Origin of the sequence: Lysobacter avium (genome assembly GCF_015209745.1) — a bacterium.
Lineage (GTDB): Bacteria > Pseudomonadota > Gammaproteobacteria > Xanthomonadales > Xanthomonadaceae > Novilysobacter > Novilysobacter avium.
In genome coordinates this window covers 1,588,821-1,613,807 of sequence record NZ_CP063657.1, presented here as the reverse complement: position 1 = coordinate 1,613,807, position 24,987 = coordinate 1,588,821, and the positions used below count along the sequence as shown (strand labels likewise).

Genomic DNA, 24,987 nt, shown 5'->3' with positions numbered 1-24,987 from the left:
CGCAGATCGAAGCCAAGGCGGCCGAGCTTGATGTGGGCTCGCCTCAGCAAGCGGCTGACTGGCACAAGCTGGCTCACCGTCTGCGCTGGCGGTTGGGCCAACGGAGCGAGGCAAATGCGGCGCTGTTAGCTCAAGGCGAGGCCATGACACGGGCTGCAGAATTGTCGGCGCAGCATCAGCCGATCTTGGCACCCATGCAGCTGACCGAAGCCATTTCGATCCTGCGCCGCGCGAAGGCGGATCCGACGCGTATTCAAGCCCTGCGTGATCAGCTGACGCATTACGAACGCGCATCCTTAGACCACTACGGCCATCATTCACACGAGTTCGACGCCACCGAATGGATCAAGTGGATCGACGAGCAGCTGGAAGCGCCGAGCTTCTTCGCATCACTGCTTCGCATGGCTTACCGTGCCAACAAGACCCTGCGAATGGAAGAGCTTGAAGCGCGAGTGCGCAAGAACGCCGAAGACCACCCCCTCTCGCACTTCTTCGCATCCAGCCATGCCAATGCTGAAGGAGCTATCGTGGCTAGGACCTCGGCGTTCGATGCCAACGATCCCACTTCCGTCCGCGAGCATATGATCCGCGATGCCACGCAATTCGATCTGAACTTGCGTGCACGGATCATGGTATCGCGATCGATCTACGCGCTTTACTCGTCCTACCAGCCGTCCTTTCAAGGCATCAAGGAGATCGTCGAGACATCCATTGTTGCCCCCGATGCGCAGTCAGAAACCCTTGCTCGTGGCCTTTTTGCTGGCTTCACTGCCGATTGGCTGGGGGCTTCCGCCTATCTCATTCCGGCCATGGAGCCATTTGTGCGCCATCAGCTCAAGCGTGTCGGTGCACACACCATGGCACTGGACGAGCACGGCGTGCAGCACGAAAAGACCCTCGGTGAACTTCTATCTACGCCTGAGACGGAAGCCTTCTTCGGTAAGGACCTGGTCTTTGAGTTGCAAGTGCATTTGGTCGAGCAAGCTGGCTTCAACTTACGAAATAAATATTGCCACGGCCTGATGTCAGACGATGCACTGGAGAGCGCCGGGATTATGTCGCTGTGGTGGCTGCTGTGGCGGATGATTCTGTTTCCCTGGCATGAGCATCCGGCTGTCTTGGCCCCCACACCAACCTGCGAGGGCGACGCACTTCCGAACCGGGAGACTTCAACCCCTGTCGATCAGGACAACGTTTAGTTGATCCACCATGTCAATAGAGAGCTTGCCTGCGGTAGAACCATGGGCTATTGGGCAGCCAGCCAAGGTAGGCAAATTGACTGCCGACGTCCGCTTTGGGTCGAAAACGGACATCAACTGACCATCTTCAGCGCCGAGCAGCTTCAACTGGAACGACGACGCAGCGGGACCGGCGCACATAGGCTGTCGCTTGGTATGAGATTGTGAGTTGTTAACCTAACCTGACCTCACCCCAGGCGCCCCTGGCCCTAGAACGATCTCATGAGCAAGCGCGCACTTCGAAAACTGACGGTCCCCTTCGGCATGCGCGATGAGCGCCCTGTCTTTGTGTCGGACGTCGCGTTGGGCTTGGACTGCAGGTGCACCTGCCCGGAGTGTGGGGAGCCGCTGATCGCGCGAAACCGCGACTTCCCGGAACGGCGCCGCGTCCGGCACTTCCAGCACGCGCGTGCGACCTCCTGCCCCGGGGGCTTCGAAACGGCCGTTCACCGGATGGCCAAGGAGGTGCTGGCGACGGCCGACGCCGTCCTGCTGCCTTGGTGGGCAAGCGGAGACGTCGTCATCGAACCGGAGGCTTTGGCGATTGTGAGCGCCCGGCTTGAGGTGCCCCTAGTCGACGGGGCTGCGCGACCGGATGTCCTCCTGCGTGGCATGGCCGAAGAGATCGAGTTCGACGTGCTATGCGTCGAGGTACGCGTTCACCACGCTGTCGACGCGCCCAAGCGTGACCTATTAGTCACCAATGGTCTGGACACGATGGAGATCGATCTCTCGGGACTGACCGATGAAGCCGTCGCTGATCCCGTTGCGTTTCGATACGAGGTTCTGGAGAACCCAGCGAACCGACATTGGGTCCATTTGGCGCGCGCCTCCTTCGTCGCCCAGCGCGCCGATCAGGCGTTGATCGAGGTGGAGGACTTGACGGTCTCGGAGCGCGTGATCATTACCAAGGCGGGGCGGGCTTTCACCATCCGGGAGCAGTGGGCCTTCCTGGTCAAGCCTGGCTCGCGCGACCGAGTGTGCATCCAGATTCCGGATGAGACAGTCGGCGAGGACGCGCAGCCTTACCCGCGTGGAATGCACACCATCTCGGGGCGTTCGATCACGGTCGATCAGTGGGGACGGCTGCGCCTTCGGTACAAGATGTACTTGGACCAGATCCAGATGAATCCGCGGGAGCTCCAAGCTCCGCAGCGTAGTCTGTTTGAAGCGGCCGATGGCAGCGAAGGTCCAGGCTTCAACGTGCGCGTACGGGATTGGAAGGGGCATCCGGGTTTGTGATCTCGCTGTCTGGGAGGCCCGCGTAACTAGGTGTTGGTCCGCTTTCGGCCAGGAGCGGACGTCAGCAGTCCTTGCTTCGGGTGGCTAAGACGCGCCGTAACGAAACGCCCACTAAGCGGCGCCAAGCAGCGCGCAGCCAAGCAACGTGCGGCCTAGGTCGACGTGGAAGCGCAGCATGGCGAGGATTGCCAGCGCCGCCAAGGCGAGTGCACCCCGCTCGACGGTAGACCCGATAGGGCGAACCTGACGGATAAGTTAAGCACGATGGTCTTCGGGAAGCCGACCTAGCGATCAGCTATCGCGAATGGGCGGATGTCTGACCTCGCCTTCGAGCTCGTCCCGGTCATTTGCTACTGACCTGCACCCCGCTTCGGAGGGGTCTGTTTTCTCCGAGCTGCTTAAAGCAGTATCTACCAACGAAACGGGGGACACCTATGAAAATTGTTGTATCAACTCTCGGGCTGTTGGTGATCGCGACATTGCCAACCTCAACCTCAGCATCAACCAGTCCCTGCTCCGCCGCTGAGCAAGTCCGGTCTGACAGTTACTACACCCCTACTGGATTGAACCTACCCAACGCAACCGGACTTGCTCCGAAATTTTGCCCACGTGGAAAAATCGAACGCTATTCGGTTTGTGGGAAGCCCGGCGGCCAAGCGGCCATCAAGTTTTTCCACGACAATCTGTCGACCATCAACTTCTTGGCGGGGTTGAGCGGAACTGCGTATGACGCCGAGGAAAAGCTGGTCGACGGCGTACAAGGAAACGCTAGATATGTAGTTGCCGATGAAATCTTGTTGTCTGTGCCCGATAGTCGCACGCGCCCGGCGTTCGCCCCCGACTACGTTCATAGGACTAGCGACGTAACGCTTCCAAAGCCTAATAGGACGCGCTACTACTACGATCCTGACACACGACTTTACTTCTCTGTCTCTCGGCGATATGGCAAAGACAAAGAAAACGTGATTTTTGCCTTTAAGGGCACCACCATGACGAGTGGTCGTGACTGGTGGGCGGATGCCATAAATGGCGTAGGCGGTAGCACCGGCATTTACGACGAGGCAGTGAATGTTACGCAGGACCTGGTAGCGCAGACTGTTCGAGAAGGGCGCGGTTGTTCAACGTCGTTCATCTATACGGGCCATTCCTTAGGGGGCGGCCTGGCTGTGCGAGCGGCACAACTTGCCGGCGAGCGTTGTGGGGTCAAGACAGATTCATTAGTCGTCTTCAATCCTGCCTTGCCTGCGTTCGGTCAATCGTGGGTGACGAGAAAGAACACGAGCGTGTCGCTAGCCGCGTTCTTTTCCACGCCAATGGATCCCGTTACCAACACCTACACGTTGCCGGACTTTCTCAGCCCGATGGAAACAACGAAAAGCCTATTGGATGGATTGTCCGCGGAACGTGAGCGGAGATACCGTGCGCTGATGGAGGGTCGACTAGGCGACCTCGTTAGTCTGGATGACATGGCGTACAGCTCTCGGACGAAGCTGTTGAATGACTTGGCGAAGCAGGCTCAAGTAATTCAGTTCCCCAATGTCACAGTCCATCGAAATCAGGGGACGTGGAGCCAGTGGCTCAATAACGTCGCTCCCTTGATGCCGCATCGCATGTCTCCCATCCAGGCCGAACTCTCCTACATCAACTACGAGCACCCCGCGTATCCTCAGAGATTGTCGGACGCTCAAGCCGAAGAAGTTTGCGATTTCTATAGACCGCTTTATCGCTGAACAAAAACCCCGCCGTATGGCGCGGGCTAGGCTTGAGATGACGCTAGGGAAGATGATCCGGCCACTTTTCCGGCGCGTCGCCTTCCGGTATGCTTAAGCGGCGCGCATGCCGTCTTTGGGCTTGAGAAACTCGTTATAAAAAAGCGGACCCCACGCTCGAACCTACACGCCCGCGTCGTGACCGAGGCTAGCGACTCCGCATCGCCGAATGTCCGCTTCGGGTCGACATCTCGCGCGGCAACGTTTCACCGGGGAGGGTCCGCTAACGGCCAGGAACGGACATCGATTGTTGATTTACCGTAACCCAAGCAAGGCCGAAGATTGCACAGGGGAGATCTCGTCGTTCATCCCACGCGCGCATCGCTTACCCGGACGAATTTCCACCTAACCGGACCTTTTTGGCGGCCGCTTCATGCGTTGGATATGGACCGGAACCTCTTGTGGACCCGCCTGCTGCATCACAGAATTCACCATGCCTTGCAAATAGATGTCCAATAGCTCGGGCTGCGTGAGCGCGGCAAAGCGGACGCCATGTTCCCCCATAAATTGAAGTAACTTTTCCTTAGGAGTGTGGACGCAAGTAGCTTTCAAGCTGTCGTAAAGCTCAATTGGATCATTGATGGGACCCGGTCTCTGGCGGATCTGCCCGAAAAAGGTCTCTGGATAGCGCTTCCAGGCAGCGAGTTCCTCAGGTGAGAGCTGGTTGGTGTAGATCGCCCGCCCACCCTCGTCTCGATTGATGATCAATGCGACCTTGCCGGTATCGTCCATCACGCACGCGTCCTCCAAGGTGCCCACCGCGCCATCGTCCATCTGGTAGCGGTGCCCGATGAGCAGGCGGTTAGACGGCAGTCCAGGAATTTCTCCTTTGAACGTAGATGGCACGTCGATATGTTCCTGGATGGATGCCAAGAGCGCTTCGATCTCAGGATTACGTGCGCGCATCTCAATCTTCTGCGGCAACGTCAGCGGTCGGCCGGTCCGATAGTCGTCAACCCTGAACCCCTCGACCGCGGCTCCTGCATCCGGAACCTGACTGTCTAGATGGTGATGGTCGGGATAGTTGGTGATGAACACCACAGCGGGCGGCAAGGCTCCTGCGTTGGGTTGGCCCTCAAACTTCCGCAGTGCATTGATGCTAATCGTCCGCCAATCATTCGGGCCGCCGGGCACATATGGATAGGCCTGCGTGTTCAGATCAACGAAGATCAAACGGTCATGGGGAGTTGCCTTCCTCAGCGCATCGCTCACTAGCCCAGCAAACTTCCCAAGGTGCTGGTTGGCCTTCTTCGCAGCATCCTGGTTTCGGATCTTGCACTCGACGCCAAAGGCATTGCCGCTGCTCGGATAGGTGGCGGTGTATTCCACATGCTTGGATCGTCGATCGCTCTCATCTTCCCATTCGAGCTCGAAACCGGCCCGCAACAGCATGGCTGCAACACGGATTTCATAACGCACCCCGATGAACTGATCTTGGCTCTTCAATCGACCAATCAGTGATTTCCGCAGTTCAGGGGTGCGCGTTTGATCGTTGTTGTGTTCCAGGGTGTAGAGGTCATACGCCAGCGTCAGAAATGCGCTCATCGCTCCGGTCATCGGTGTCTGCCGGGTCTCGCTAGGTGCGAGGTCGGCGGCTTTGGACACCGCCAAGAGCCTTTCATGCCACTCGATGACAGGATGGCGTTCGTTCTGTTCCAGCTGCGTTTTGGCTTCGAACCAGTCGCGCCCCAGAACATCGAAGATGTAGCTATAAAGGAAATCATGGAAAGTTGGCCATGCGCCTTGAAATAGACGATGGCCCACAGCGACGATCCGCTTACCGGCTGTCTGGGCGGCGATGATGGGACGACCGAGGCCTTGCTGTCGCTGCTGCTGTATCCAATGGATCTCCGCCCTGCGCTGAGCTTCCTCGGCGCCTCGCGAGATCATCTCTTCATAGTCGGCATTGGGGCCGCCGTGGCAGCGCTTGAACTTCTTGCCGCTTCCACATGGGCAGGGATCGTTCCTGCCGGGACTAGTACCGCCCAGCCGTGGCCTTTCTCTTCGCTTTGTCCTTGAGGGTGGCTTTCCTGAGTCGCTCATGCACTTCTTCCAACGATCGTGTCATGTAGTAGGCACGTAGGACGGGCCTCATCACTACCTTACAGCGTCCGCTTCGGGTCGCATCACGCCTTGCTTCTGTGCGTAGAAGAAGCCTGACCAACCCCTTCAACAGGACTTGGTCATGGCAAATCTGCACACCTCGCACCCCCACGAGCCTTGGAACAAGGGAAAACTCATCGGCCAGAAGGCCCCACTCAAGTTGAAAGACATCTGGGCAATTCGGATTCGGCTTCAACTCAGCCATAGGGTTCGCGACCTTGCCTTATTCAACCTGGCAATTGATTCCAAGCTCCGGGCGTGCGACCTAGTGAAACTCCGGGTATCCGATGTCTCGCATGGCAGGCAAATGGCGTCCCGCGCCATGGTGATGCAACAGAAGACTGGCCGCCCCGTCCAGTTCGAGATCACCCAATCGACCCGCGAGGCCGTGCAGGCTTGGATCACCCGCGCCGAGCTTGAGCCCTTGGATTTCCTGTTCACCAGCAGAGTGTCGGACTCGCCCCACCTGTCGACGAGGCAGTACGCCAGGATTGTCCATCGCTGGGTGGAAGAAGCAGGCCTCGAGTCGGGATCCTACGGCACTCACACGATGCGCCGGACGAAGGCTTCCTTGATCTACCGCCGGACGCGGAACCTGCGGGCTGTCCAGCTGCTGCTTGGGCATACGAAGCTGGAAAGCACGGTGCGCTATTTGGGTATCGAAGTTGATGACGCTCTAGAGATCGCCGAGCAGACGGATGTCTGATCCCATAGGGCTCGCTCCTCGGCCTTACAGGGTCGAGGAGCGGCCAGAAGTGGACCATCTGGTTGACCCGAACGAGTCCTCCGAAACTACTCTTTCACGTAGCAACCTTAGGTTCGAATCCCCGTGGGGACGCGAACTAAAACTCCTGTGAAATCAGTAGCGTACGACGAGGCCAGCGAAAGCGGGTCTTTTCGCTTTCGGACTTCGGTTCCCCGGCTCCTGCGCGCGGCGGCACCGGAAAGCGCGCCGCGCCGACCGGTGAGGCCGGGACGCACGGAAGTGCGCTCGCTGGAACTGGGATCAGTCGTGATCGAAGATGTGGTCGTAGCAGAAGTCGCACATCCAGTCCGTGTGCGCAGGCCCTTTGTCGTCATTCCAGACCCGCATCAGGACCTCTGGGTAGCGTTCCGTACAGCGGACGCATTCATGGAGTGGGATTTCATCATTACAGAAGTGGCATTTCAGCTTGTTTCCTGAACGCACCATCGTTTTCGGACTGCCGCAGCTGAAACATGTCTGCCGCTCGTCATTGCCCTTGGCGAGTTCTGCAGATCGCTGCGCCTCAAACAATCGCTGCTCGTACTCGTCCGCCAGCTTTTCATAAGTGCCACGACAATCCGCTTCAATGAGGGTTTCGAGGTCAGTAAAGTCATTCTCCTCATGGAACTCGTTAAGGGCACGGATCAATCGACCAATGGCGAGGCGCGCGGCGCGCGGATCCATCTCAAACTTGTAGTGCTCAATATTGTTTCGGAGATCCTTGATCCACTTAAGATCTTCAATCGTTTCTTCTGTTAGCTCACGCTGCTCATTCTTAAAGAACTGAACTGCATCCCAAAGTCCGATAGTTGATTCCTTTGAGAGATTTTTGCTAAACGGATTGCGATAGATCAGCAGTGGGTGTGCTTGCGCAACGTGATGCTTGAACAACAACTCAATGGCATGCGTGAAGTGAAGGACCGCAAACTTGTACGGCCTTGGGTTCTCGTGAGTTGCGTCACGAACTCTCCGCAGAGCCTCGTTGAGGCTATCGGCAGCGTTCTCTAGGAGATCGAGGGATTGACTCATTCACCCAAGTCCAATGGAGGCTGGTCTAGACCAATCTTGTGGTCGTGAACCTTGATGATGGCTCGATGCAACTTGAGCGCACCGTTAGCCTTCGTCTGCTTGACCCGTACATCGCGGATGAGAATGTCACCCTTGCGGAATGCCTCGCCGGCGTTGACACGACCGCTGAAGTCGTCGTCTTCCATCGCGTACATGAGCGATTCGGCACCGTTCCACATGCGCCACTTATTTCCATCCTTGAAGCTCAGCATCTCAATGACCAAGCCCATGCGCGTCACCGATTCAGTGACCGTGTCCTCGTCGCCGATAGGGTGGTAGTACTGCGCATCATTCGTTGTGGCTTGCGCAATCCTCACGCCCTCGGACGAAATATCAATGCTGTCCACGCCCGCCTTCGACAATGCCTCACCGATGAACTGCGCGGCGGCCTTGCCAGCCTTCGGGTCAAGCGTGAGTTGTAGGGATGGGCGGTTGATGACAATGATGTTGCCGCTGTTGTTGGTGACATTGACCGAGTTGTCTTCCCGGTGTTCGACCTTTTGCGGCTCTTCGCCCTTTAAGAAGCGATAAAGCTCAATCGACTCCTTGACCGTTGTTGCGACGCTCACCACGTCTGGCAGCATTGGCAGGATGGCAGCTGCTGCGCCGACCACCTCAAAGAGCAAGTCTGTGCCGAAGGAACCGTGCTTGAAGGCAGTCACTTCCGCTTTGACGTAAACGTCTTCGCCGTAAATCTTGTGGGCTGCCACAACTACGAAGTCAGAGAACGCCGTCATGTTTGCTGCGGCGTCGTAAACATTCATGGTGCCGTCTTCAACGGCTGGTCCTTGATAACGCAGCAGGATGCTCATGCCGCGCGCCTCGTCGTGTCGTTCCTCGGCCTGCATCCTTTCCTTCCCCCGTCTCGCGCGCTGCGACGCGGCGCTCCCCAGCCGAGTATATGCACCACCCGGTGCGGTCCATCAATGGGAATTGCTCCTTGGCGATTCACCACCGCTCCCGCACCAGCTTACCCCTCGCCGCCAGCTCCTGCCGCAAGCACCCGTAGCGGATGGCGTCGGGTCCCCGTGATCCGGCCGGTCGAGCCAACACCCTCGATGTACTCGGGTGGTACGTTCGCATCCGCACCGCGGATGACCGCTTAGGGTCGGAAGCGGTCGTCGGCAGTAGCGTCAATGAGCACGCTGCCTGACCCAATGTGCATCAAAACTCCAAATCCAAAGCCGCACACAAATAATCCACAAACGGCCCCAGCATCACCAGATCTCCCGCAATCGTTTCGCGCAGCTTCGGCCCCGTCATCGTCGCGTCGTCCAGCGGCCGCACGAATACCCAGTTTCGATGCTTCAGGTCGTCGATGAATTCAAAGTCGGCGGGGAATCCACGCGGTGGCCGCACCAGCTTGTTCTCCTGTCCGAAGTCGAAGCGCTTGCGCAGCGTCGGCGAATGCGCGGTGGCTTTCCAGCTGGCGGGGTTGTCGAGGATGAAATGGCGAATGCGGAGCTGGGTTTTGGGTTCGGGACGCCACAGGCCGGCGCCGACGAAGCTCGCGCCGGGCTGCAGGTGGATGTAGAACGACGGCGCGGCGACTTCGCGGCGGCGTTCGTGGAACAGGCGCGCGCCCTGCCAGCTTTTGTACGGCGATTTGTCGTGCGAGAAGCGGGCGTCGCGGTAGATGCGGAACATCGAGCCGCCGACGGTGCGCGGGTCGGCGCGAAAATGCTGGCTGACCGCGGCCAAGTCCGGTTGCAGGTCGGTGATCAGGCGCAGGAACGGCTGGCGCACGTGCGCCTCGTACTGTGGCTTGTGCTTGTCGAACCAAGGCTTGTTGTTGTGCAGCGCCAGTGCGCGCAGGAACTTCAGGCTGGCATCGCTGAAGTAGGCGGTCATAGCGATTGCTGCAGCTGTTGGCCCCATTGCTGCAGGTGGTCCAGCAGCGCGAGGCGGTCGGGTTGGTCGTGGTGTTCGGCGCGCAGGGCCTCGATCTGGGCGAAATACTGCGGCAGGGTCTGTTCGCCCATGCGTGCGGCCTCATCGAACAGGCGCCGGCGCCGGTAGTCGTCCCACCGCACGCGCTCCGCGTCGGACAGGTGCTCGGGGAAGTTGCGTGCGCGGTAGCGGAACAGCAACTCCGGCAGCCGCGCATCGCGGAAGCCGAAGTCGCGCTCGGCCAGCGTCTGCGGGTCGCTGGTCCGGATCTCCGCAAACACGCGCTTGTCGGCGCCGTCCAGGAAGCCGTCGTAGAGGCTGGCATCGACGTCGGAGGGCGGATGTTCGCGATCGCTGCTGAAGACCGCGCGGATCTTCTCCGCCAGCGCCGGCCCGGCGTCGCGCAGGCGCGCGGCGCGTGACTCGACCAGCTCGCGGTCGATGCAGAGACGTTCGAAATCCGCCGGCCGCAGATGCGCCCAGGCCGACAGCGCCGGGCTGCGGTTGAGGTGGATCTCCTTCAGCGCGACGCGCTCGACGCCCTCGGGCAGGTCGGCGGCACGCACGTACAGGCGCGCGGCGATCTGTTCCGGGTCCAGCGTGAGCAGGCTGTCGGGATCCTGGCCGAGGTCGAACACGATGACCCGGCTGTCGATGTGCGGATGGCGGGCAAGCGGGATGACCGGGGCGGCGCACAGCCGGCTGGCCGGGAAGCGCTGCGACACGTTGAGCACCGGCGTCATCTCGACCACGTCCAGCAGGCTGGCGGCGTAGCGCTTGTCGCGCAGGCGCAAGGCGTAATCCCACAGGCGCGGCTGCGCGGTTTTGAGCTTGCGGGCCAGGCCGATCAACGCGCGGACATCCGACAGCGCCTCGTGCGCATCGCCCTCGCGCACGCCATTGGCCTCGGCCAGGTGCTCGAGCTTGAACGAGGTCGCGCCGTCCTCGCGCTTGGGCCAGACGATGCCGTCCGGGCGCAGGGCGTGGGCGAAGCGCATCACGTCCAGCAGGTCCCATCGCGAGTTGCCGCCGCGCCATTCGCGCTCGTAGGGATCAAAGAAGTTGCGGAACAGGCCGTGGCGGACAAACTCGTCGTCGAAACGCAGCGAGTTGTAACCCAGCGTGCAGGTTTCCGGCCGCGCCATCTCCTCAAAGATCAGCGCCAGCGCGTCGCGCTCGGCCATGCCTTCGCGCAGCGCGTGCTGCGGGGTGATCCCGGTGATCAGGGTGGCGATGGGCGAGGGCAGCAGGTCGTCGGCGGGTTTGACATAGATGCTGATCGGGTCGTCGATCGGGTTGAGGTCGGCATCGGTGCGAATCGCGGCGAACTGCGCGATGCGCGTGCGACGGGGATCGGAGCCGAAGGTTTCCAGGTCGTAGAACAGGAAGCTGGCCGCCACGTCTCAGTAGTCCTCAGGCAATGGCGGCAGGCGGGCTTCCACCAGCGCGTCGGCGGCGTCCCAGTCGAAGCCGTCGAGCGTCGTGCGGTCGCGGGTCAGCTCCACCAGCATCTCGTGCTGGGTCTCGCCACGCGCCAGCGCCACGGCGTAGGGCAGGTGGGTGAAGGTCACCATGGCGTAACGCGGCAGGAACCGCTGCGGGTGGCGCTCCGCCAGCCGGTTGCCCAGCTCGCGCTGCAGGATGTAGTCGTCGTCATCGACGTGGTCGCGCATCTCCAGGTAGTTCTCCAGCGCCATCTGCTGGATCGCGCGGGCGTTGGGCAGGCGCTCGGACTGGAAGCCGGCGAACGCCTCGCCGCGGTCGGTGGTCCGCAGGAGGTGGTTGGCCAGCGCGACGCAATCCTCGAACGCGCAGTTCATGCCCTGGCCGTGGAAGGGCACCATCGCGTGCGCTGCATCGCCGATCAGCACCGCGCGGTGGTCCAGGTGCCAGCGGTCAAGGTACAGCGTGCCGAGGACGCCGGTGGGGTTGTGGTCGAAATCGTGCTCCAGCGCCGGGATCAGTCGGGATGCGTCAGGGAAGTCGCGATCGAAGAACGCCCGTGCCTGCGCGCCGGTGGTGATGGTGTCGAAGCCGGGTGCGCCCTCGTCCGGGGCCGCATGGTTGGGCAGGGCATGATTGGGCAGGGCATGGTTCGGCAAAAACAGGGTGACGGTAAAAGTGCCCTCGTCATTGGGCAGCGCGATGCACATGTAGCGCCCTCGCGGCCAGATATGCAGGGCATGGGGCTCGATCTGGAAACCGCCGTCCGGGCCGGGTGGGATTTCCAGCTCCTTGTAGGAGTGGCCGAGGAATTCGCTGCGCTCGCCCAGTTCACACACGCCGGCCATCGCCTGGCGCAGCGCCGAACCGGCGCCGTCGGCACCGACCAGGGTGTCGAAATGGATCTCGCGCACGGTGTCGCCGCGATCATCGCCAAACTTTGCGATCCGGGCGTCGAAGTCGACGCTGTCGAGACGATGGTGGAAGTGGATGCGCGCGCCGGCCTGCTCGGCGATGTCGAGCAGCGCCTCGTTGAGCTCGCCGCGGTGCACCGACCAGATCACCTCGGTGTCGTCGCGGCCGTAGCGCTGCAGGTCCAGGTGCCCGTCGGCGAAATGCACCATGCGGCCGCGCATCATCACCGTCTTGGCCATTACCGCGTCGTCGGCGTCGGCCTGGCGCAGGGCATGCCGGCCGCGCTCGGCCAGCGCCAGGTTGATCGAGCGGCCGCGCTCGTAGCCGAGTTCGCGCAGGTCGCCGCGCTTCTCGTAGACATCGATGCTCCAGCCGCGCTGGGCGAGCAGGATGGCCAACAGCGCGCCGGCCAGACCGGCACCGACGATGGTCAGGTGAGGCGCGTCGGCGCCATCGCCGGACGCCGGTGGCGCTTCGGTTGAGGCCGAAGGGCCGGCAGGAATCGGTTCGGCCATGGTCAGCGGGTCTTCCGCCACGCGTCGACGCCGTCGGCGAAGCGCAGGACGTCGTGATGGGTGTTGTACAGCGGGGCGGGCGAGATCCGGATCACGTCCGGCTCGCGCCAGTCACCGAGCACGCCGTTGGCAGCCAGATGGTCGAACAATGAGCGGCCCCCGTCGCGTCCACCGCGCACGCGAAGCGACAGCTGGCAGCCACGCTCGGTCGGGTCGGCCGGGCTCAGCACCTCCAGGGTGTCGGCCAGGCGCTGCTGGATCAGCGACTCCAGATAACCGGTCAGGCGCAGCGATTTTTCCCGCAGCGCCGGCATGCCGACCTGGTCGAACAGGTCCAGCGACGCGCGCAGTGGCGCCAGCCCGAGAATCGGCGGATTGCTCAGCTGCCAGCCTTCCGCGCCCGGCGTCGGCTGGAAGTCGGGCCCCATCTGGAAACGTGTGGCGGCGTCATGGCCCCACCAGCCGGCAAAACGCGGCGCATCGGTCCGAGCGTGGCGTTCGTGGACGAAACAGCCGGCGACCGCGCCCGGTCCGCTGTTGAGGTACTTGTAGTGGCACCACACTGCGAAATCGACATTGCTGTCGTGCAGTTCCAGCGGGATGTTGCCGACCGCGTGGGCGAGGTCCACGCCGCACGTCGCACCCTGGGCATGGGCCAGACGGGTGATTTCGGCCAAGTCGAAGGCCTGGCCGGTGCGGTACTGCACGCCCGGCCACAGCACCAGCGCCAGCCGATGGCCGTGTTCCTTGATCGCCTGCTCGATGGCCGCCATCGAAAACAGCCCGCCCGGCTGGTCCGCCGCCAGCTCGATCAGGTCGGTCGCCGGGTTGAAACCGTGGAAGGCAATCTGCGATTCGACCGCGTAACGATCGCTGGGGAACGAGCCGGCCTCGATCAGGATCGCCGGGCGCTCGGCTGTCGGCCGGTAGAAGCTGACCATCATCAGGTGCAGGTTGGCGGTCAGCGAGTTCATCGCGACCACCTCCTCGGGCTGCGCGCCGACGATCCGCGCCAACGGCTCGCGCATCAGCTGGTGGTAGCGCATCCACTGCGAATTGCCGCGGAAATGGCCTTCGACGGCTTCCATCGACCACTTGTCCAGCACGTCCTCGACCTGGGCACGCACGCCGCGCGGCTGCAGGCCCAGCGAGTTGCCGACGAAGTAGGCCTGGTCGCCGTCCGCGTGCTGCGGGATGTGGAACTGCGCGCGCAGGGTGGGCAGCGGATCGGCCGCGTCCAGGGCCAGCGCGTGCTCGGAAGAGTGGAGTTCGGTCATCAGGTGGTGGTCCCAACAGGTGAGGGCGCGCGCTCGGCGCGGGTCATTCGAAACGCGACTTCGGCAGGCCCAGCCATTCCAGCGCGGTGCCGTGGTACAGGCGTTGTTGTTCTTTTTCCGCCAGGCCGAGCGCGTCGATGCCGGCGCCCGGCGACTGCTCGCCCAGCGGGAAGGGGTAGTCGGTGCCCAGCATCACGCGGTCGACCCCGCAGGTGTCGAGCAGATAGCGCAGCGCGGCGTCGTCGGCGACCCAGGAATCGAAGTACAGCCGGCGCAGGTACTCGCGCGGGTTGCGCGGGTTGTCGGTGGCGACCAGATCGGGGCGCATGTTGAAGCCGTGCTCGATGCGGCCGATCGTGTACGGGAAGCTGCCGCCGCCGTGGGCCAGGCAGACCTTCAGCTTCGGCAGCCGCTCCAGCACGCCGCCGAACACCAGGCAGCAGGCGGCGCGCGACTGCTCGGCGGGCATGCCCACCAGCCACGGCAGCCAGTACTTGGGCATGCTCGCGGTGCCCATCATGTCCCACGGATGCACCAGGATCGCCGCGCCCAGTTCGCTGGCTGCCTGGAAGAATTCGAACAGCTCCGGCGCGTCCAGGTTCCAGTGTTCGTCAGGCGACCTGCCCACGTGGCTGCCGATCTGCACGCCCTGCAGGCCGAGCTGGTCCATGCAGCGCTCCAGCTCCTGCACCGCCAGGCGCGGCGACTGCAGCGGCACCGTGCCAATGCCTGCGTAGTGGCGCGGGAAATCGCGGCAGGTCTGCGCCATGTGGTCGTTGAGCGCCTGGTGCAGCTCCAGCGCGTGGTGCGGGCGCGCCCAGTAGGAAAACATCACCGGCACCGTGCTCAGCACCTGCACCTGCACGCCGAAGCTGGCGTAGTCGTCGATGCGCTCCTGCGGGTCCCATGTCTTGGACCAGATTTCGCGGAAGAACTTGCCGTCCTTGTAGATCCGGTGACGCCCGTCCTCGGTATGGTGGATCACCGGAAACCGCAGGTCGCCGTACTTGCGCGCAAGGTCGGGCCAGTTCTGCGGCAGGTAGTGGGCGTGGGTGTCGATCTTGAGCATGGGAGCAGTCTATCCGCCCGGCTCAGGTGTCCGGCATCACGTACTTGTCGGGGGCCGGATTGAGGTGCCCGCACTGCCCGCAGCTGCGGTGTTCGGTGGACGCGTAGAAGCGGTCGAACACCGGCGGCAGGTCGATCTCGATGTCCTGCAGTTGGAAGAACTCCTCGTAGAGCTTGTGGTTGCAGCGCTCGCAGAACCACATCAGGCCGTCGTCCTCGTGCGCCAGGCGGCGGCGCTCGATCACCACCCCGATCGAGCCCGGCATCCGCTGCGGGGAGTGCGGGACACGCGGCGGCAACAGGAACATCTCGCCGGCCCGGATCGGGATGTCGCGCGGCGCCATCACCCCGTCCGCGTTGGCCTCCTGGATGCGCAGGACCATCTCGCCTTCGATCTGAAAGAACCACTCGGGCCCCTCGTCGAAATGGTAGTCGGTGCGGACATTCGGCCCGCCGACGACCATGACGATGAAGTCGCCGTCGTAGACCACCTTGTTGCCCACCGGCGGCTTGAGCAGGTGGCGGTGTTCCTCGATCCAGGCCTGCAGGTTCAGGGGATTGGGCAGCATGGTCAGTCCTCCACGACAGCGATGCACTTCAGTTCGATGGCGATGGGCGTGGGCAGGGCATCGACGCCCACGGTGGTCCGGCACGGCGCGCTGCCCGCGTCCGGAAAGTGCTCGGCCCAGATCGCGTTGAAGGTGCGGAAGTCCGAATCCATCCGGGTCAGGTAGACGGTGACGTCCACCAGGTCCTCCCAGCGCGCGCCGCTGGCGGCGAGCACCGCGCGTACGTTGGCAAAGGTCGCCAGCACCTGCGCACGGATGTCGTGCGAGACCAGACCGCCTTCGGCGTCCACCACGTTACCCGGCACCGTGTCGTCGACCGGGTTGCGCGGGCCGATGCCGGACAGGAACAGCAGTCCGCCGACGCGCCGCGCATGCGGGTAATGGCCTACCGCACGCGGCGCCGTATCCGCACGCGGCGCCGTATCCGCCTGCACGCCGGTCGCCATCTCAGCGGTCCTCGCGGTCGGCGTAGATCCGCGCCAGCGCGGCGGAATGGCGCGCGGGCATGGTGTCGAGGTTGTCCATGTCGATGCCCAGGTCGTGCACGCGCCCGTCGCGCAGGGTGTAGACCCAGCCGTGCACGGCGAGCGGCTGGCCGCGCTCCCAGCAATCGCGCACGACCGTGGAATGACAGACGTTGATGACCTGCTCCAGCACGTTCAGCTCGCACAGGCGGTCATGGCGCAGCTCCTCGCTGCACAGCTGGCTGAGAAAGGACGCGTGGGTTTCGGCCACGTTGGTGACGTGCCGGATCCAGTTGTCCGACAGGCCCACGCGCTGGTCGGTCAGCGCCGCGTGCACGCCGCCGCAGCCGTAGTGGCCGACCACCAGGATGTGCTTGACCTTCAGCACGTCCACGGCGAACTGGATCACCGACAGGCAGTTGAGATCGCTCTGCACGACCACGTTGGCGATGTTGCGGTGGACGAAGACCTCGCCGGGGGCGACGTCGATGATCTGGTTGGCGGGTACGCGCGAGTCGGAGCAGCCGATCCACAGGTACTCCGGCGCCTGCTGGCGCGACAGGCGTTCAAAGAAGGTCGGGTCTTCGGCGCGGATGCGCTCGGCCCATTGGGTGTTCCTGCGCAGCAGTTCGGGGATCGAATTCATCGGGTCTCTAGTCCAGGTGGATGCCGACGTTGCGCACGTCGGTGAAGAATCGCATGGCCTCCAGGCCGCCTTCGCGACCGAGGCCGGATGCACCGCTGCCGCCAAACGGCGTGCGCAGGTCGCGCTGCATCCAGGTATTGATCCAGACCACCCCGGCGCGCAGTTGCGCGGCCAGGCGGTGGGCGCGGTTGAGGTCGCGTGTCCACACCGACGCGGACAGGCCGTAATCGCCGGCGTTGGCCAGCGCCAGCGCGTGCGAATCGTCGTCGAAAGGCTGCAGGGTGACGACGGGGCCGAAGATTTCCTCGCGGTTGGTCGCGCAGTCCGGCCCCAGGCCTTCCAGCACGGTCGGCGCGACGAACCAGCCCGCGCGCTCCAGCGCCTGGCCGCCGCACAGCACGGTGGCGCCTTCCCGGCGCGCGCGGTCGATCGCGGCCGTGACCTTGTCGAAGTGGACCTGCGAGACCAGCGGCCCCAGATCGGTGTCGGCAAGCTGCGGGTCGCCGACGCGCAGCGCGTTGGCGCGTTGGACCAGTGCGTCGCGGAATTCGGGGTAGATGCTGCGTTCGATCAGCATGCGCGAACCGCACAGGCAGATCTGGCCGGAGTTCTGGAAGGCGGAGCGCACCAGCAGATCCAGATGCTCGCGCCAGTCGCTGTCGGCGAACACCAAGGTCGGATTCTTGCCGCCCAGCTCGAGCGACGTCCGGCGCAGTAGCGGACCGGTCAACCCGGCGATGCGGCGCCCGACCGCAGTGCTGCCGGTGAAGGTCACCGCCTTGATCTGCGGGTGTGTCACCAGCGGCTCGCCGACCCCGGCGCCGGTGCCGTGGACGATGTTCAGCACGCCGGCCGGAAACCCGATCGACGCCGCCAGTTCGGCCAGCATCGTCGCCGTCAGCGGGGTGACTTCCGAGGGCTTGGCGACGACCGTGTTGCCGGCCGCCAGCGCGGGAGCGATCTTCCAGGTCAGCAGGTACAGCGGCAGGTTCCACGGCGTGATCGCCGCGACGACGCCAAGCGGCGGGCGCAGCGTGTAGTTCAGCCCGTCCTGGCCGTGGTGGGACTCGCTGGCGAACTGGGTCGCGGCGTGGGCAAAGAAACGCAGGTTGCTGATGGCGCGTGGCACTTCGATCTCGCGCGCCAAGCGGATGGGCTTGCCACCGTCGCGGCATTCGGCCGCCGCGAAATCCTCCAGCCGGTCCTCCACCGCTGCGGCCAGCTTCTCCAGCCACGCGGCGCGCTCGGTGCTGGGCAGGGCCGACCAGTGCGGAAACGCCTCGGACGCGGCCGCTACCGCGCGATCAACGGTTCCGCTGTCACCGGACGCGACGCCCGCAAACACCTCGCCGGTGGCGGGATTGGCGACATCGATCCGCGTCTCGGCGTGTTCGGCCTGGCCGTTGATCCAGTGGGGCAGCTGCATCCGGGAAGCTTACCGCTGCGCCGCGGTCACAACGAGCGGGTACGGCCGCCGTCCACCGGCAGGTTGACCCCGGTGATGTAGGCCGCCGCGGGCGAGCACAGGAAGGCGATGGCCGCCGCGGTCTCCTCGGGGCGGGCGAACCGCCCCATCGGAATCTCGGCGACCATCTCGCTGAAGACCTCGGCGCGGCTGCGACCGCTGCGCTGCATTGTTGTCTCGATGATCTGGTCGATGCGTGGCGTCTGGGTCGAGCCCGGCAGGACGTTGTTGACGGTGATGCCCCGCGGGGCCAGCTCAGTGGCCAGGGTCTTGGCCCAGCTGGCGACGGCCCAGCGCGTGGTGTTGGACACGCCCAGGCCCTGGATGGGCTCCTTCACCGAAGTCGAGATGACGTTGACGATGCGGCCGTAGCTGTCGCTTTCCATGCCCGGGATCACCGCCTCGGTGACGACGTGGTTCGCGAAAAGGTGCTGGCGCAGCGCGGTCTCGAACTCGGCGACATCGGTGCCCTGGACGGTGCCCGGCGGCGGGCCACCGCTGTTGTTGACCAGGATGTGCACCGGCCTGTTGGAGACGAGCGCCTGGACCTGGGCCTGGAGTGCATCGATGTCGTCGGAGTCGCAGGCGAGCCAGCCATGGGCCTGGGCGGTGTGGGTGCGCGGCAGTTCCGCGGACAGCTCCAGCAGACGCTGGCCGCGCCGCGCGACCATCGTGACGTCCGCACCGAGCGCGGCCAGCGCCTGCGCCGTGGCCAGTCCGATCCCCTGGGAGGCGCCGCGCACGAGGGCGTGGCGGCCGATGAGGTTGATGTCCAAGTCGCTCTCCTTTCAGTGGCGCGTGTCAGTGGGACCGCTTCAATGGGCGCGCGGCAGCGACTGCACCATCAGCGCGCGCAGGCGGTCATCGTCTTCAGCATAGGGGACCACCAGTTCCTCCAGGGCAAATCCCCGATCCGCGGCGTCGTCCGCGTCCATACCGTCGAGTGCTGCGAACTCCGCGTCCATCAGCGCTGCCTTGGCGGTGTCGGGACTGTCGTAGGCAAGGGTGTTGCCGTCACTGTCCAGCACTTCCGCCGTCCCGGCTTCCAGCTCGCGCAGCCGCGCCCAGACGATGGTGCGGCCCAGCGTCGCCAGCCACCACTGGTCATTGTTCATGGCATCACCGTCGCAATCGCGTACAGCACGCCCGAGCTCACCAGCCCGGCAAGGATGGTCAGCAGCGATATCCGCGCCGGCGCTGCCAGTCCGCTCAGGTTGCGGTCGCCGGCGGCGCGGTATCCGCCGCGCATCAGCCACGCCCACGCCGACGGGCTGATGAACGCGCTGGGCCCGAACTCCGCCAGCAGCTCCGGCTGCCGGTCGCGCATGTGCACCAACGTCAGCGGCCAGAAGATCACGAACGCCGTCGCGCCGGCGATCGCCGCCGCCAGGCAGAGCAGGGCGAAGAACAGGATCACCGGCGGTCACCTCGTGGCGTATTCGGCATCAGAATTCCGCCTGGCCCGGCGCCCGCGGGAAGGCGATCGCGTCGCGGATGTTGGTCAGCCCGCAGACGTAGACCACCAGCCGCTCAAAGCCCAGACCGAAGCCGGCATGCGGCACGGAACCGTAGCGGCGGAAGTCGCGGTACCACTGGTAGGTCTCCGCATCCAGGCCGAACTGGGCCATGCGCTTGTCCAGCACGTCCAGGCGTTCCTCACGCTGGCTGCCGCCGATGATCTCGCCGATGCCCGGTGCCAGCACGTCCATCGCCGCCACCGTTTTGCCATCGTCGTTCAGGCGCATATAGAACGCCTTGATCTGCTCGGGGTAGTTGGTGACCACCACCGGCCGGCCCACGTGCTGCTCGGTCAGCCAGCGCTCGTGCTCGGTCTGCAGGTCCAGGCCCCATTCGACCGGGAACTCGAACTTGTGCCCGGACTTCTGCAGCAGGCTCACCGCGTCGGTGTAGTCGATCTGCTCGAAGGGCGCGTTGATGAAGCCCTCCAGCCGGCTGATCGCGTCCTTCTGCACGCGCTCGGCGATGAAGGCCATGTCGTCGCCGCGCTCGTCCAGCACCGCGCGGAACAGGTATTTCAGGAACTCCTCGGCCACGCGCGCGTCCTCGGCCAGGTCGGCGAAGGCGATTTCCGGCTCCACCATCCAGAACTCGGCCAGGTGGCGGGTGGTGTGGGAGTTCTCGGCGCGGAAGGTCGGCCCGAAGGTGTAGACCTTGCTCAGGGCCAGCGCGTAGGCCTCCGCGTTGAGCTGGCCGGACACGGTCAGGAAGGTCTCCTGGCCGAAGAAGTCGCGGCTGAAGTCCACGCCACCGGCCTTGTTGCGCGGCGCGTTGGCCATGTCCAGCGTGGACACGCGGAACATCTGGCCGGCACCTTCGGCATCGGAGGTGGTGATGATCGGCGTGCTGATCCAGAAGTAGCCGTCCTCGTGGAAGTAGCGGTGCACCGCCTGGGCAAGGCAGTGGCGGATGCGGGTGACGGCACCGAACAGGTTGGTGCGCGGCCGCAGGTGGGCGACCTCGCGCAGGAACTCCAGCGAGTGCGCCTTGGGCTGGATCGGGTAGGTTTCCGGGTCATCCACCCAGCCCACGACTTCAAGGCTCTCGGCGCGGATCTCGAAGCCCTGGCCCTTGCCCTGCGAGGCGACCAGCTCGCCGGTGACGATCACCGAGCAGCCGGCGGTGAGGTGCTTCACCTCGCTGTCGTAGTTGGCCAGCGTATTGGGCGCAACGACCTGGATCGGCGAGAAGCAGGAGCCATCGCTGACATTGACAAAGCTCAGGCCGGCTTTCGAGTCGCGCCGGGTGCGTACCCAGCCGCGGACCGTGATCTCGCCGCCCACCGGCAACTTGCCGGCCAGCGCGTGTTCGATGCTGATAATGGTCATGCTCGCACCGCCGTCATGCCTTGAATCCTTGCCTGTTGGGGCCAATATTGAAAGCGTTGGAGTTTACCGGAGTGCTTGCTTGAACGCCGATCCGGCCCCGTCGCCGCGCCCCGGTATCATGGCCCCATCGCACCAGGAGATTTCATGAGCATTACCCTTACCCCCGCCGCGCTTGCCCGCGTCCAGCGATTCCTTGCCGACGCGCCCGACGCCATCGGCCTTCGCTTCGGTGCCAAGAAAACCGGCTGCTCGGGCTGGCAGCACTTCGCCGACCTCGCCACCGACGAGCGCGCCGGCGACAGCGTGTACGAAGACGGCGGCGTGAAGATCTACGTCGACATGCTGAGCCTGCCCCAGGTGGACGGCACCCGGATCGACGTGGTCAAGCATCGCCTCGGCGACCAGTTCATGTTCCGCAACCCCAATGCCAACGCCGAATGCGGCTGCGGCGAGAGCTTCACGACGTCCGCCGACCTGGCCTGATCGTCGCCCCGCTGGTTGCGGTGCCATAAAGCTGCGATAATTCGCGGCTTCCCTCGGCCTTGCCGACGGGAACCTTGCCCCACCGTGCCATATCGGTTCCGGGGGGCTGACCGGTCGCAAGACCGACATCCACAAGGACACCACACATGCGTCATTACGAAATCGTGTTCCTGGTCCATCCCGACCAGAGCGAGCAGGTGCCTGCCATGATCGAGCGCTACAAGGGCGTGATCGAGGCCGGCGAAGGCAAGGTCCACCGTCTGGAGGACTGGGGTCGCCGCCAGCTGGCGTACCCGATCGTCAACCTGGTCAAGGCCCATTACGTACTCATGAACATCGAGTGCAGCCAGACCGTCCTGAACGAACTGGTCGACAGCTTCCGCTTCAACGACGCGATCCTGCGCCACCTGGTGATCAAGCGCGACGAGGCCGACACCGAGCAGTCGCTGATCATGAAGTTCAAGGACGAGAAGAGCGACAAGCCGGAGCGTTCCGACCGGGGCGAGCGCCGTCGTCGTGACGACGACGATACCGATGGCGACGACAAGTCCGATGACAAGTCCGACGCCGACAAGGACGACGCAGACTCGTCCGACGCCGCCTAATCCGCCTGATCACGCCCCTCCAGGAGCAGCATTCCCATGTCCAAATTTTTCCGCCGCCGCAAGTTCTGCAAGTTCACCGCTGAAGGCGTGAAGGAGATCGATTACAAGGATCTCAACACCCTGCGCCAGAACATCACCGAGACCGGCAAGATCGTTCCCAGCCGCGTCACCGGCACCAAGGCGCGCTACCAGCGCCAGCTGGCCACGGCGATCAAGCGCGCGCGCTACCTCGCCCTGATCCCGTACACCGACAACCACAACGCCTGATCCCGGCGCCTCCGCCAGCGGAGGCAGGGCACGCGCCCGTTCGGACAGCCACAGTTGCGGGGCCTTTCGCCCCGCTAACGAATACGGAGCAACACCATGCAACTGATCCTCCTCCAAAGCGTGCAGAACCTGGGCCAGCTCGGCGACAAGGTCGACGTCAAGCCCGGCTACGGCCGCAACTACCTGGTGCCGCAGGGCAAGGCCACGCCGGCCACCGCCGCCAACCTGGCCGACTTCGAGGCGCGCCGCGCCGAGTACGAAGCCAAGGCCAAGGCGCAGCACGCCGACGCCGAGAGCCGCCAGGCCAAGCTGGAAGGTGCCGAAGTCACCATCCGCGCCAACGCATCCACCGAAGGCAAGCTGTACGGTTCGGTGACCACCCGCGACGTCGCCGAGGCGCTGACCAAGGCCGGCTACTCGGTCGAGAAGTCCGAGGTGATCATGGGCGAAGGCGCGATCCGCCACACCGGCACCTACGAGGTGGTCATCCACCTGCACGCCGATGTGGAGAGCACCGTCTCGGTGATCGTCGAAGGCGAGCTGGCCTGATCGAGTTCCGGGCCGGGCATGCAGCCCGGCGCTGCAGCTGATCCCCGCGAAGGGCACCGCAAGGTGCCTTTCGTGTATCTGCGGTATGTGCCTGCGGTATGCGTCTGCCGTACCGGCTCGGCGCATCGCCATCGCAGCTGCTGCGACCCCGCCAGGCCACGCTGCGGGCGTGTTGTCCCGCGCTGTCCACTGCTTATCCACAGACTTGTCTGCAACCCCCGCGCCCGTCCGGCCCTAGGATGGGCGTTCGGCCCGCGTCGACCGCGACGCGCGGCCCCTGTCAGGAATTTCCCCTCGATGAGTGCACGTCCCGGCTACCGCGGTGAACACCGCGGCGATTCCCGCTTTGAGAGCCGCGCCGACCAGCGGCTCGACCAGCTGCGCGTGCCGCCCCAGTCGATCGAGGCCGAGCAGGCGGTGCTGGGCGGATTGATGCTTGCGCCCGAGGCGTACGACATCGTGGGTGACAGCATCGGCGAGCACGACTTCTACCGCCGCGACCATCAGCTGATCTTCCGCGCCATCCGCGAGCTGGCCGAAAAGAGCAAGCCGTTCGACGCCGTCACGCTGGGCGAGTGGTTCGAGTCGATCGGCGAGGGCGAGCAGGTCGCCGGCGGCGCCTACCTGATCGAGCTGGCGAGCACCACGCCCTCGGCCGCCAACATCAAGGCCTACGCCGAGATCGTTCGCGACAAGGCGGTGCTGCGCAAATTGATCGAGGTCGGCACCACGATCGTCAACGACGGCTTCCAGCCCGAGGGGCGCGAGAGCAGCGAGATCCTGTCGGCCGCCGAGCAGCAGGTCTTCGCGATCGCCGAGGCTGGCGCACGCGGGCGCACCGATTTCACCGCGATCAACACCGCGCTGTCGGAAGCCTTCGACGTGCTGCAGACGCGCTACGCGGCGGGCGGTTCCGTCACCGGCCTGTCCACCGGCTACACCGAGCTGGACGAGATGACCGCCGGCCTGCAGCCGACCGACCTGCTGATCCTGGCCGCTCGCCCGGCGATGGGCAAGACCACGCTGGCGCTCAACATCGCCGAATACGCGGCGATCAAGAGCAAGAAGGCGGTTGCGGTGTTCTCGATGGAGATGTCGGCCAGCCAGCTCGCCTTGCGCCTGATTTCCTCCAACGGCCGCGTCAACGCCCAGCGCCTGCGCACCGGCCAGCTGGAGGACGAGGACTGGAGCCGGGTTACCAGCGCGATCCGGATGCTCAAGGAATCCAAGATCTTCATCGACGACACGCCCGGCCTGTCGCCCGACTCGCTGCGGGCCAAGGCGCGCCGCCTCAAGCGCGAACACGACCTGGGCCTGGTGGTGGTCGACTACCTGCAGCTGATGGCGGTGCCGGGCAACACCGAGAACCGTGCGACGGAGATCTCGGAGATCTCCCGCTCGCTCAAGCACCTCGCCAAGGAACTCAACGTCCCGGTGATTGCGCTGTCCCAGCTCAACCGATCGCTGGAGACGCGCACCGACAAGCGCCCGGTGATGGCCGACCTGCGCGAGTCCGGCGCCATCGAGCAGGACGCGGACGTGATCATGTTCATCTACCGCGACGACTACTACAACAAGGAAAACTCGCCCGACAAGGGCCTGGCCGAGATCATCATCGGCAAGCAGCGAAACGGCCCGACCGGATCGATCAAGCTGAAATTCTTCGGCGAGTACACGCGCTTCGACAACCTTTCGCACGACACCGCGGGCAGCTTCGAGTAAGAGCGAGCGCGAGCAAGTCCCGACGGAACCTGAACGGAATTACGGTCGTCACCCCATTCATACTGGTGACTGGGTAGCGTTACCCCGTTATCCACGTT

At 64.0% G+C, this 24,987-nt stretch carries 25 protein-coding genes; 9 read left to right on the top strand and 16 right to left on the bottom strand.

From position 1 onward, the window contains the following. Nucleotides 1-194: 194 nt before the first annotated feature. The 3 genes from INQ42_RS07300 (at nt 195) to INQ42_RS07290 (ending at nt 4,210) form a co-directional block, all read left to right on the top strand. Nucleotides 195-1,199, top strand: a complete 1,005-nt coding sequence (locus INQ42_RS07300) for a DUF4209 domain-containing protein (protein WP_194033692.1) — start codon at nt 195-197, stop codon at nt 1,197-1,199. Nucleotides 1,200-1,460: 261 nt separating this feature from the next. Continuing rightward, nucleotides 1,461-2,480 carry a single-stranded DNA-binding protein gene (locus INQ42_RS07295; protein WP_194033691.1) on the top strand — a complete coding sequence of 340 codons (1,020 nt, stop codon included), beginning with the start codon at nt 1,461-1,463 and terminating at the stop codon, nt 2,478-2,480. Between the two features lie 434 nt (nt 2,481-2,914). Beyond that, nucleotides 2,915-4,210, top strand: a complete 1,296-nt coding sequence (locus INQ42_RS07290) for an alpha/beta hydrolase (RefSeq protein ID WP_194033690.1) — start codon at nt 2,915-2,917, stop codon at nt 4,208-4,210. A 384-nt stretch (nt 4,211-4,594) separates the two neighbouring features. Here the strand turns inward: INQ42_RS07290 and INQ42_RS12920 are convergent, their stop codons facing one another. After that, the gene (locus INQ42_RS12920) at nt 4,595-6,292 is read right to left on the bottom strand and encodes a YecA family protein (protein WP_228064308.1); all 1,698 of its coding nucleotides are present in this window, start codon (nt 6,290-6,292) and stop codon (nt 4,595-4,597) included. A gap of 142 nt (nt 6,293-6,434) precedes the next feature. Here INQ42_RS12920 and INQ42_RS07280 point away from each other — a divergent pair, with 142 nt between their 5' ends. Continuing rightward, the gene (locus INQ42_RS07280; RefSeq protein WP_194033689.1) at nt 6,435-7,058 is read left to right on the top strand and encodes a tyrosine-type recombinase/integrase; all 624 of its coding nucleotides are present in this window, start codon (nt 6,435-6,437) and stop codon (nt 7,056-7,058) included. 300 nt (nt 7,059-7,358) lie between these two features. Here INQ42_RS07280 and INQ42_RS07275 read toward each other — a convergent pair whose 3' ends face one another. The 15 genes from INQ42_RS07275 to asnS form a co-directional block, all read right to left on the bottom strand. After that, nucleotides 7,359-8,126: a hypothetical protein gene (locus INQ42_RS07275; RefSeq protein ID WP_194033688.1), complete on the bottom strand. Its 768-nt coding sequence runs from the start codon at nt 8,124-8,126 to the stop codon at nt 7,359-7,361. Continuing rightward, nucleotides 8,123-8,977 (bottom strand): hypothetical protein, encoded by an 855-nt coding sequence (locus tag INQ42_RS07270; protein WP_228064307.1) that lies wholly within the window; start codon nt 8,975-8,977, stop codon nt 8,123-8,125. The genes INQ42_RS07275 and INQ42_RS07270 overlap by 4 nt, the downstream gene beginning before the upstream one ends. 352 nt (nt 8,978-9,329) lie before the next feature. Next, nucleotides 9,330-10,016, bottom strand: coding sequence for a DUF2461 domain-containing protein (locus INQ42_RS07265; protein ID WP_194033686.1), 687 nt, complete (start codon nt 10,014-10,016; stop codon nt 9,330-9,332). Beyond that, nucleotides 10,013-11,455, bottom strand: a complete 1,443-nt coding sequence (sbcB, locus tag INQ42_RS07260; RefSeq protein WP_194033685.1) for an exodeoxyribonuclease I — start codon at nt 11,453-11,455, stop codon at nt 10,013-10,015. Before sbcB ends, INQ42_RS07265 begins: the two co-directional genes overlap by 4 nt. Before the next feature lie 3 nt (nt 11,456-11,458). Continuing rightward, a complete protein-coding gene (locus INQ42_RS07255; protein WP_228064485.1) occupies nt 11,459-12,841 on the bottom strand; it encodes an FAD-dependent oxidoreductase in 1,383 nt (460 codons plus the stop codon). A gap of 89 nt (nt 12,842-12,930) precedes the next feature. Continuing rightward, nucleotides 12,931-14,205 (bottom strand): kynureninase, encoded by a 1,275-nt coding sequence (gene kynU / locus INQ42_RS07250; RefSeq protein WP_194033683.1) that lies wholly within the window; start codon nt 14,203-14,205, stop codon nt 12,931-12,933. 43 nt (nt 14,206-14,248) lie between these two features. Then, the gene (locus INQ42_RS07245; RefSeq protein WP_194033682.1) at nt 14,249-15,274 is read right to left on the bottom strand and encodes an amidohydrolase family protein; all 1,026 of its coding nucleotides are present in this window, start codon (nt 15,272-15,274) and stop codon (nt 14,249-14,251) included. Between the two features lie 22 nt (nt 15,275-15,296). After that, complete coding sequence (locus INQ42_RS07240; protein ID WP_194033681.1) at nt 15,297-15,842, bottom strand: 3-hydroxyanthranilate 3,4-dioxygenase; 546 nt, start codon at nt 15,840-15,842, stop codon at nt 15,297-15,299. A 2-nt stretch (nt 15,843-15,844) separates the two neighbouring features. Next, nucleotides 15,845-16,288, bottom strand: a complete 444-nt coding sequence (locus INQ42_RS07235) for a RidA family protein (RefSeq protein ID WP_194033680.1) — start codon at nt 16,286-16,288, stop codon at nt 15,845-15,847. A 1-nt stretch (nt 16,289) separates the two neighbouring features. Next, a complete protein-coding gene (gene can / locus INQ42_RS07230; RefSeq protein ID WP_193983378.1) occupies nt 16,290-16,952 on the bottom strand; it encodes a carbonate dehydratase in 663 nt (220 codons plus the stop codon). Between the two features lie 7 nt (nt 16,953-16,959). Next, complete coding sequence (locus INQ42_RS07225) at nt 16,960-18,378, bottom strand: aldehyde dehydrogenase (protein WP_194033679.1); 1,419 nt, start codon at nt 18,376-18,378, stop codon at nt 16,960-16,962. Between the two features lie 26 nt (nt 18,379-18,404). Further along, a complete protein-coding gene (locus tag INQ42_RS07220; protein ID WP_194033678.1) occupies nt 18,405-19,193 on the bottom strand; it encodes an SDR family oxidoreductase in 789 nt (262 codons plus the stop codon). Between the two features lie 39 nt (nt 19,194-19,232). Beyond that, entirely contained in the window at nt 19,233-19,532 is a 300-nt protein-coding gene (locus tag INQ42_RS07215) for a hypothetical protein (protein WP_194033677.1), read from the bottom strand. Next, nucleotides 19,529-19,834, bottom strand: a complete 306-nt coding sequence (locus tag INQ42_RS07210) for a hypothetical protein (protein WP_193983370.1) — start codon at nt 19,832-19,834, stop codon at nt 19,529-19,531. Before INQ42_RS07210 ends, INQ42_RS07215 begins: the two co-directional genes overlap by 4 nt. A gap of 28 nt (nt 19,835-19,862) precedes the next feature. Further along, nucleotides 19,863-21,263 (bottom strand): asparagine--tRNA ligase, encoded by a 1,401-nt coding sequence (asnS, locus tag INQ42_RS07205; protein WP_194033676.1) that lies wholly within the window; start codon nt 21,261-21,263, stop codon nt 19,863-19,865. Nucleotides 21,264-21,407: 144 nt separating this feature from the next. Here asnS and INQ42_RS07200 point away from each other — a divergent pair, with 144 nt between their 5' ends. The 5 genes from INQ42_RS07200 (at nt 21,408) to INQ42_RS07180 (ending at nt 24,889) form a co-directional block, all read left to right on the top strand. Beyond that, the gene (locus INQ42_RS07200; protein WP_194033675.1) at nt 21,408-21,746 is read left to right on the top strand and encodes a HesB/IscA family protein; all 339 of its coding nucleotides are present in this window, start codon (nt 21,408-21,410) and stop codon (nt 21,744-21,746) included. A gap of 146 nt (nt 21,747-21,892) precedes the next feature. Then, nucleotides 21,893-22,351 (top strand): 30S ribosomal protein S6, encoded by a 459-nt coding sequence (gene rpsF / locus INQ42_RS07195; protein WP_193983364.1) that lies wholly within the window; start codon nt 21,893-21,895, stop codon nt 22,349-22,351. A gap of 36 nt (nt 22,352-22,387) precedes the next feature. Further along, a complete protein-coding gene (gene rpsR, locus INQ42_RS07190; protein ID WP_043959664.1) occupies nt 22,388-22,618 on the top strand; it encodes a 30S ribosomal protein S18 in 231 nt (76 codons plus the stop codon). Between the two features lie 96 nt (nt 22,619-22,714). Beyond that, on the top strand, nt 22,715-23,167 hold the full coding sequence (gene rplI / locus INQ42_RS07185; RefSeq protein ID WP_194033674.1) for a 50S ribosomal protein L9: 453 nt from the start codon (nt 22,715-22,717) through the stop codon (nt 23,165-23,167). Between the two features lie 297 nt (nt 23,168-23,464). Next, the gene (locus INQ42_RS07180) at nt 23,465-24,889 is read left to right on the top strand and encodes a replicative DNA helicase (RefSeq protein ID WP_194033673.1); all 1,425 of its coding nucleotides are present in this window, start codon (nt 23,465-23,467) and stop codon (nt 24,887-24,889) included. The last annotated feature ends 98 nt before the right edge of the window (nt 24,890-24,987 follow it).